Source organism: Acaryochloris sp. IP29b_bin.137 (genome assembly GCF_028285745.1).
In the GTDB taxonomy this organism is placed as follows: Bacteria; Cyanobacteriota; Cyanobacteriia; order Thermosynechococcales; family Thermosynechococcaceae; genus Acaryochloris.
On the sequence record NZ_JANQOP010000235.1, the window covers coordinates 1 to 6692 of the forward strand.

Consider the following 6692-nt stretch of genomic DNA (forward strand, 5'->3'; position numbering starts at 1 on the left):
TAAAGAAAGTTCATTAAGTTTCACGAATTATAACAGACCGCCTACAACACCAAATGTTTGTGGTGACAGCATTTTCATCCGTTTTATAACGAACATTACTGTAACGAGAACGTCATAATCTCTTTTTTTATCCTCAGGTTGTGAGAAGAGCCTTTAGATTTTTTTAATAAGCTAGTCGCGGAAAAGAGAAACTTCTTCCCTAGCTAGAAATTCGACCCGCCAAGGGAGAACTGGCACTGGCATAGGCTTTGACTGGGATGCGTCCCGATTGGTAGGCGAATCGTCCTGCTTGGGTGGCCATCCCCATGGCAGTTGCCATCATCACTGGATCTTGGGCTTTAGCAATGGCTGTATTGATTAACACTGCATCAGCCCCCATCTCCATGGCTTGTGCTGCTTCACTGGGAGAACCGATGCCGGCGTCTACGACGACTGGTACTGTGGCATTCTCAATAATGATCTGAATATTGGCCATATTTTTGATCCCTTGCCCCGATCCAATAGGCGATCCAAGGGGCATGACGGTAGCACAGCCGACTTCTTCTAGGCGCTTAGCTAACAGGGGATCGGCATTAATATAAGGCAGAACAGCGAACCCCTCTTTAACCAATTGTTCAGCCGCCTCCAAGGTGCCGATGGGATCAGGTAGCAAGTACTTAGAGTCTGGGATCACCTCTAGCTTGATAAAGTTATTGTCTTCTTGCCCTAACAGCTTGGCCATTTCTCGACCGAGCCGGGCGACCCGAACGGCCTCTTCTGCTGTTTGGCAACCAGCGGTATTCGGGAGCATCCATACCTTGTTCCAATCCACAGCTTCAGCTAAGCCTTGATGTCCAGGGGCGTTGGTTTGCACCCGACGCACAGCGACAGTCACAATTTCACAACCACTGGCCGCAATACTGCGCCGCATCGTTTCAAAATCGTCATATTTGCCGGTACCGGTCATTAACCTTGACTGGAACTGTCGATGACCGATTTGTAGGGTCTCAGTCGTCGCAGCCGAAGAGGAAGAATCAATGGTTTGCATAGCCAAGGATAAAGGTCTAAGAAAAGTTCAGCAATGAAGGGAAACTGCCGCTAGGCTAGTGAAGTATCTCACATTATAAGAAACCAACTTGCGGTCATGGGAACCCCCTATTTATCCCCTGCGTCAGAAAGGGCAGGTGTAATTATGGTCAATTCCATTCATGACAGCCAGTCTTCAGGTATCTTGGACAAGGGTTAGGGTTGAGGATTCAGAACCCCACGTGCAAATACCAGCAGCGAAACTTGGCAACTCTGAGCTGGTGCAACTTTGTCAAGCTGGGTTGCACCCCGATCGCGATGCCTTTACAGAACTTCTCCGGCGGTATCAGTCCCATGTCGATCGGGTGCTTTATCACCTGGCCCCCGACTGGGACGATCGTGCCGATTTGGCCCAAGAAGTGTGGATTCGGGTCTATCGCAATATTAGCCGCCTGAAGGAGCCTGCTAAATTTCGAGGTTGGTTGAGTCGGATTACCACCAATCTGTTTTACGACGAACTCCGCAAGCGTAAACGTCACCGTAGTCCGCTGTCTCTCGATGCTCGGCTGACCATGGAAGACGGCGATATTGCCTGGGAAATTGCTTCAGGCGAGCCAGGGCCAGATGAGAGTCTAGCCACCCATGAGTTTTATGGTCAGCTGAATGATGCGATCGCAGAGCTGCCAGAAGCATTTCGCACCACCATTGTTCTGCGAGAAATCGAAGGCTTAGCCTATGAGGAAATTGCTGAAATCACTGGTGTTTCCCTAGGAACCGTCAAATCTCGGATTGCTCGGGCTCGTTTGCGGCTCCAAGGGCAATTACAAAAATATCTTAAAGGTTAACGTTAAATTCTTCATCAAAGTTGATCATTCTAAGGATATAGACGAAAAAACCTTTACACTTCTTTGTCTGTCCCCTAAACATACGTTAGATTTAAATCAGGGCTTTCATTCATGAAACGCTTGCTTGAGATACCGACCTGGTATCAGCTTTTTGTCTCAGGTAGATGACCATACCTATCACCTTCTGAATGACGCAAGGTGGAATATTCTTTCCACCTAAACCTCCCAATCGGGCAAGTGAGATACTGCTATGGATGACATTAAAACAATAGAATTTGATCGATTTGAGCTTCTCAGTACCTATCTGGATGGAGAAGCCTCTGCTGCTGAACGAAAGCAAGTGGAAGCTTGGCTAGCATCTGACCCCGAGTTTAACCAGTGCTATCAGCAACTCCAGCAGTTACAGCGGGGGGTCCAGGCTCTTCCCATACCGGCTTCTGCATCAGCAGAACAAACTGTAGAAAATGTGCTGGCCCGAGTAGAGCGTAAACCGAAATTAGCCATTTGGGCGACAGTAGGCACTGCTGCTGCCGTCGCAGTCGCGGCGATTTCAGGGCTCTTTTCTGGAGGCGGATCTTTAGTCCCTCAAACAGCTCAGAGGCCTGAGAACGGAATGTCCTCTGTTGCACAGTCTCAACCTGACACGTTACAACCTTCGGATCTGCTGATTGCAATTGAGCGCTCTCCAGTGGATATCCCCGTTGCCAGCGTTTCCGACACGGATGCACCCTAGGGATTAACGCAACAGAGACCCCGCAATCATCCCTAACAATAGGAGCAATCCTATCCAAACATTTTGGCGAAACAGTTGGCCATAGGCGCTAGGCACCAAGTTCTTACGTCTTAGCCGATAGATTTGTCGCAACCAGAGATAGGTACACAATCCCAAGGATGTCCAATAGCCAAAGTGGAGATTGAGGCTATATCCTAACGCGCCTAAACAAACAACGGTCCCCACCAAAAAGGTGGCAATAGCGGCTTCTGCATAGCGACCAAAAAATAAGGCGCTAGAGTTGATACCCAAGCGTCGATCGTCAGGGCGATCAGGCATGGCATAGATGGTGTCAAAACCAAGGGTCCACAGCACGGTCGCAGCCCAAAGCAACCAGGTGCCTACGCTGAGATTGCCCACTGCTGCGCTCCAGCTAATTAGCACTGAAAAGCCCCAAGCAATGGCTAAGACTAATTGAGGGACAGGGAAAAATCGCTTGGCTAACGGGTAACAAATGATCACAGGGACGACAGCAACGCACAATCCAAAACTGAGGGGGTTGAGAAAGCGAGACAGACCAAACGCACAAGCAAATGCAATAAAGGCAACCGCCAAACCCACCCGAATCGTCAGAGAGCGATCCGCTAAAGGTCGAGTCCGAGTCCGTTGAACCTGGGGATCAATATTTCGATCCCACAAATCATTGACAACACAGCCAGCCGCACTGGTCGCCAGACTACCGGCAATAATGATGGTGACCAGTCCAAGAGAAGGCTTACCTTGGGCCGCTAATACTACAGCCCATAAGGCTGGGATCATCAGGATTAACCGACCTTCTGGCTTATCCCAACGCAATAACTTGATAATTGCAAACCAGGTGGGAGTGGAGGGTTTGGACTGAAGGCGAGCCATGCTGTTTCATCATGAATTCCATTACTAATCATGCCAAAGATTGAATGACATGGGATCAGAGGATGAAACGGCCAGAAAAGTCAGATGAATTAGGTTCAAACCGCTTGGGGCTGATTATTCCATAGCCAAGACAGCAGTACACCACCTGCGGCTAACTTGAGCACCTCGAAGCTCCAGTACACATAGTGCAGATGATCCATCGATTCGGGGACAACTGCAGTTTCAAATAAAGAGAGCTGTATGCCCAATCCACTCATTTGTGGGGTCAGACCGTACGTATAAATGAATGGGATGACAAACAGGACCGATGCTAACGCGATGGCTGATTGTCTTCCAGGGAACCCAGGAGTTAACGCCCACCAAAGCAGAGTACCTGTGAGGACTAGGGCACCAGCAGCGAGTTCGACCCGATTAAACATCGAAAAAATCATATCCCCAGCCGCAGCGAATCCAGAATTGGACATCATCCCAGAAACATATAGCCCCGGCATAATCACGAAATCCATGAGGGCGCTGGCGCTGATCCATGCGATTAAGGTTACGACAATTGCTGTGCGAGCCGTAGACAAATTAAGGGGGCTGCTAACGAACGTGTTGGGTTTTGCGGCAATGCTCATAATATTGCGGATCCTAGTACCATCTATCGAAGGTGAATAACCCTCCTACAGCTAGCCTAACGAGAACCCTTGAAATTCTTGGGTTCTTGAAACAAAATGCAAGTCAATTGCAATAAAACGACAAAGTACGGTATTCACTGGGGCTTGGACTCTAGAATGATGCGAGTTGAGCCCAGAGCCTGAATGACTGGGTTGGTCTGCCAATCTTCGATGAGTAAGCGTTGCAACAACTGTGCCGCCTGCTTACTATCGGGCGTCTCTAGTTGCCCTAAATAATGACGAGCACTGTGGAAGGAATCCTCTTGTCCAAGCGCAAAAATACTATCGGATCGCTCCATTAAGGATTTAACTTGATTTTGCAGATTCGACCACAAATCGACATGGCGGAGATTACTAAAGGCTTCAGCCACTAGGTCTTGACGATGCTGAATCAAAACGGTTTGAGGTCTCAATAGGGGAGGGAGATCATCCACCATTACGGCGGGACCATAAAAAATGCAGTGCAGGGCCTCAATCCATTTGGTATAGGGGTGGAAGAATCGCTGCAGGATATGAAGGGCCTGGGCAGCAATAATACTGCCCTGACTATGGGCGAGGATGATCACCTCGGACCCGGCTCGAATCCCTTGAACTACCTCATAGGCTAAGCGAAAAATGGAGCGTGGGGTTCCGGCTGGATAACTACCGTACAAATATGCCTCGAAATCGTTCCAATTCATGTTTTGAATAAAAGGCAGCTTCCGAACAATATCTAGGTCAAAGGGCAGCTTTTGAGCCACATCTCCTAGCGTAATGGCTGAATTTTGGGGCTGTTGCTGTAGCTCGGTGAGGATGTCGGTGTCGGGAGGGAGGGTGCGTTCACACAATAGTTTCAGCATATCGGCATATTTTTGCAGCCGTTTGTCATTGTCCACAGAGAGTCGCTCTGGCCAAAATTGAGCGAGTTCGGCCTTGCCCATCATGGATTCCAGTAGATCCCCTTGATATCCAGAGGTGCTGTTATGGATGCCGACGATGTCGAGAGGGCGATCGAGGGTCAACCAGACTAGCGTTTCTAGATCCTGTATTTGTCGTTCTGCTGAACTGGTTACCCCATTTACATGAAGGAGGCGTTTTGCACGTCCAATCGGCTCTGCGGGAGGATAGGTTAGCAAATGACCATCTTGTTGCTGTTCGCTCAGCATAGAAAAAACAAACTACTGACTACTCAAAATATCGACGGTGATAAAGATCACGAAGTCCTCGTGATCCACATCCTGCCTGGACCCATCTACAATTGCCATACTACAAGAGACTCGGTGCTATCTGAGTCGTCAATGGGGAACACACAGTACGCCGACAGACTTGGTTCAGTTTGTCGGTTTTTTATTGCTTATTTTGAGGGCAACTCTAAAGTCATAGCCACAGAATCTATTTCATCAAGCCCATCGTATGCTTCCAGGACAATTCTTTGCGGAGGATATCAAGGGCTCTGCGATCGCTTCCCTCAAACAAGGGGCTAATTTGCCCTAAAACTTGCTCCACTAGCTGTGAGGCAAAGGCTCCCCCAGAGCGTAACAGATGGCTGTAATAGCCAAACTGAGGTTGATGTTTGCGATCTAAGTGAAAGGCATGGATATCATCGGTTGTCATCGTCCAAACGGGTGTATTAACAGGGACGACCAAACTAGGAATCCCTTGATCTCCATATGCATCTGACTGATCGTGCACCAGAACACCGATAAGGACACACCATAATAGGGTTCTAGTTTCCCGAATTAAGTCTGGCGTAAAGAAGGGATCAGGCTGGCTTACCAACCGGGGGCCAGAGTTCAAATAAGCTGGGTTGAACAATTGAGAGTTGTAAATCAGGCCGACAGCCCAATGTCGTTCTTCGGTTTCCAGTTTGACGAAGCAGCCAAATCCGTAGTCATCTGGGCGGGGAGGGGTCAATACTTCCATATCATCATCCACCTGGATGACGTAGTCGCAGTGTGAGTCTGACTTAACAACTTTTCCAAGTTTCATACTCAAAGGAGAAGCTAGCTTTGCTTGAATTCTAAACGCCTTCATCCGTTATTGGTATTCGCTTAGAAAGACTTAAGGCCTTCATTGGCTTGGGAGTTGACTCAGTGTAAACGTTAAGGTTTTGGCTTGCCTTGAGATCCATGCCCGTGGGTTGGGCATGGGGGAGCACTGATAGAGCGATCTAGCCAACCCACTGCCTGTTGTAAGCGAATGAGTCCTTCTTCCGTGTGATTATTGAGAAGGAACACAATGGCCGTAGATGCTTGTTCTAACGCCCTCGCTCGACGATTGCCTTTGAGGCGGTGCCAGTCCCCTGAGGTGATGGTTAACTGTTCTACTAATTTGCGGGCTGTTTCAAGCGTGGCCTCTGTTGAGGCAGATTGCTCAGACAGCGGAGTGGAGGAATGGGGAGACATATTCATTTTCGTTTGTGCCTGACATTGATTGTAACGAGGGTATCCTAATTGTGTCAGGCTCAGGCATTGAACTGAACCTATGACTTTAACTGGGCTGATACAGAAATCCCTGTTACAATGCCCACTAGCGATTCCTGCGACGTTGGTGACTGCCAATATTGTTTTTTGATCTATACCT

The 6692-nt window shown here is 48.6% G+C and carries 8 protein-coding genes; 2 read left to right on the top strand and 6 right to left on the bottom strand.

Going from position 1 to position 6692, the window contains the following annotated elements:
* Positions 1–199: 199 nt before the first annotated feature.
* On the bottom strand, positions 200–1027 hold the full coding sequence (locus tag Q0991_RS16650; protein WP_012163982.1) for a thiazole synthase: 828 nt from the start codon (positions 1025–1027) through the stop codon (positions 200–202).
* 160 nt (positions 1028–1187) lie between these two features.
* Between Q0991_RS16650 and Q0991_RS16655 the strand changes: the two genes are divergently transcribed.
* Both Q0991_RS16655 and Q0991_RS16660 read left to right on the top strand, forming a co-directional pair.
* Positions 1188–1850, top strand: a complete 663-nt coding sequence (locus Q0991_RS16655) for a sigma-70 family RNA polymerase sigma factor (protein ID WP_299490321.1) — start codon at positions 1188–1190, stop codon at positions 1848–1850.
* A gap of 250 nt (positions 1851–2100) precedes the next feature.
* A complete protein-coding gene (locus Q0991_RS16660) occupies positions 2101–2583 on the top strand; it encodes a zf-HC2 domain-containing protein (protein ID WP_299490322.1) in 483 nt (160 codons plus the stop codon).
* A 3-nt stretch (positions 2584–2586) separates the two neighbouring features.
* Here the strand turns inward: Q0991_RS16660 and Q0991_RS16665 are convergent, their stop codons facing one another.
* The 5 genes from Q0991_RS16665 to Q0991_RS16685 form a co-directional block, all read right to left on the bottom strand.
* The gene (locus Q0991_RS16665; RefSeq protein WP_299490323.1) at positions 2587–3474 is read right to left on the bottom strand and encodes a 4-hydroxybenzoate solanesyltransferase; all 888 of its coding nucleotides are present in this window, start codon (positions 3472–3474) and stop codon (positions 2587–2589) included.
* A gap of 95 nt (positions 3475–3569) precedes the next feature.
* The gene (locus tag Q0991_RS16670; protein ID WP_299490325.1) at positions 3570–4091 is read right to left on the bottom strand and encodes a hypothetical protein; all 522 of its coding nucleotides are present in this window, start codon (positions 4089–4091) and stop codon (positions 3570–3572) included.
* 134 nt (positions 4092–4225) lie between these two features.
* Complete coding sequence (locus Q0991_RS16675) at positions 4226–5275, bottom strand: hypothetical protein (RefSeq protein WP_299490326.1); 1050 nt, start codon at positions 5273–5275, stop codon at positions 4226–4228.
* Positions 5276–5501: 226 nt separating this feature from the next.
* Positions 5502–6098 (bottom strand): hypothetical protein, encoded by a 597-nt coding sequence (locus Q0991_RS16680; protein WP_299490327.1) that lies wholly within the window; start codon positions 6096–6098, stop codon positions 5502–5504.
* A 113-nt stretch (positions 6099–6211) separates the two neighbouring features.
* Positions 6212–6520: a DUF6439 family protein gene (locus Q0991_RS16685; protein WP_366524981.1), complete on the bottom strand. Its 309-nt coding sequence runs from the start codon at positions 6518–6520 to the stop codon at positions 6212–6214.
* Positions 6521–6692: the final 172 nt, after the last annotated feature.

Bases quoted from the DNA above. Each gene is read 5' to 3' on its own strand.
- Q0991_RS16650 (WP_012163982.1), bottom strand. From the start codon at position 1,027: ATGCAAACCATTGATTCTTCCTCTTCGGCTGCGACGACTGAGACCCTA.
- Q0991_RS16655 (WP_299490321.1), top strand. From the start codon at position 1,188: ATGACAGCCAGTCTTCAGGTATCTTGGACAAGGGTTAGGGTTGAGGAT.
- Q0991_RS16660 (WP_299490322.1), top strand. From the start codon at position 2,101: ATGGATGACATTAAAACAATAGAATTTGATCGATTTGAGCTTCTCAGT.
- Q0991_RS16665 (WP_299490323.1), bottom strand. From the start codon at position 3,474: ATGGCTCGCCTTCAGTCCAAACCCTCCACTCCCACCTGGTTTGCAATT.
- Q0991_RS16670 (WP_299490325.1), bottom strand. From the start codon at position 4,091: ATGAGCATTGCCGCAAAACCCAACACGTTCGTTAGCAGCCCCCTTAAT.
- Q0991_RS16675 (WP_299490326.1), bottom strand. From the start codon at position 5,275: ATGCTGAGCGAACAGCAACAAGATGGTCATTTGCTAACCTATCCTCCC.
- Q0991_RS16680 (WP_299490327.1), bottom strand. From the start codon at position 6,098: ATGAAACTTGGAAAAGTTGTTAAGTCAGACTCACACTGCGACTACGTC.
- Q0991_RS16685 (WP_366524981.1), bottom strand. From the start codon at position 6,520: ATGAATATGTCTCCCCATTCCTCCACTCCGCTGTCTGAGCAATCTGCC.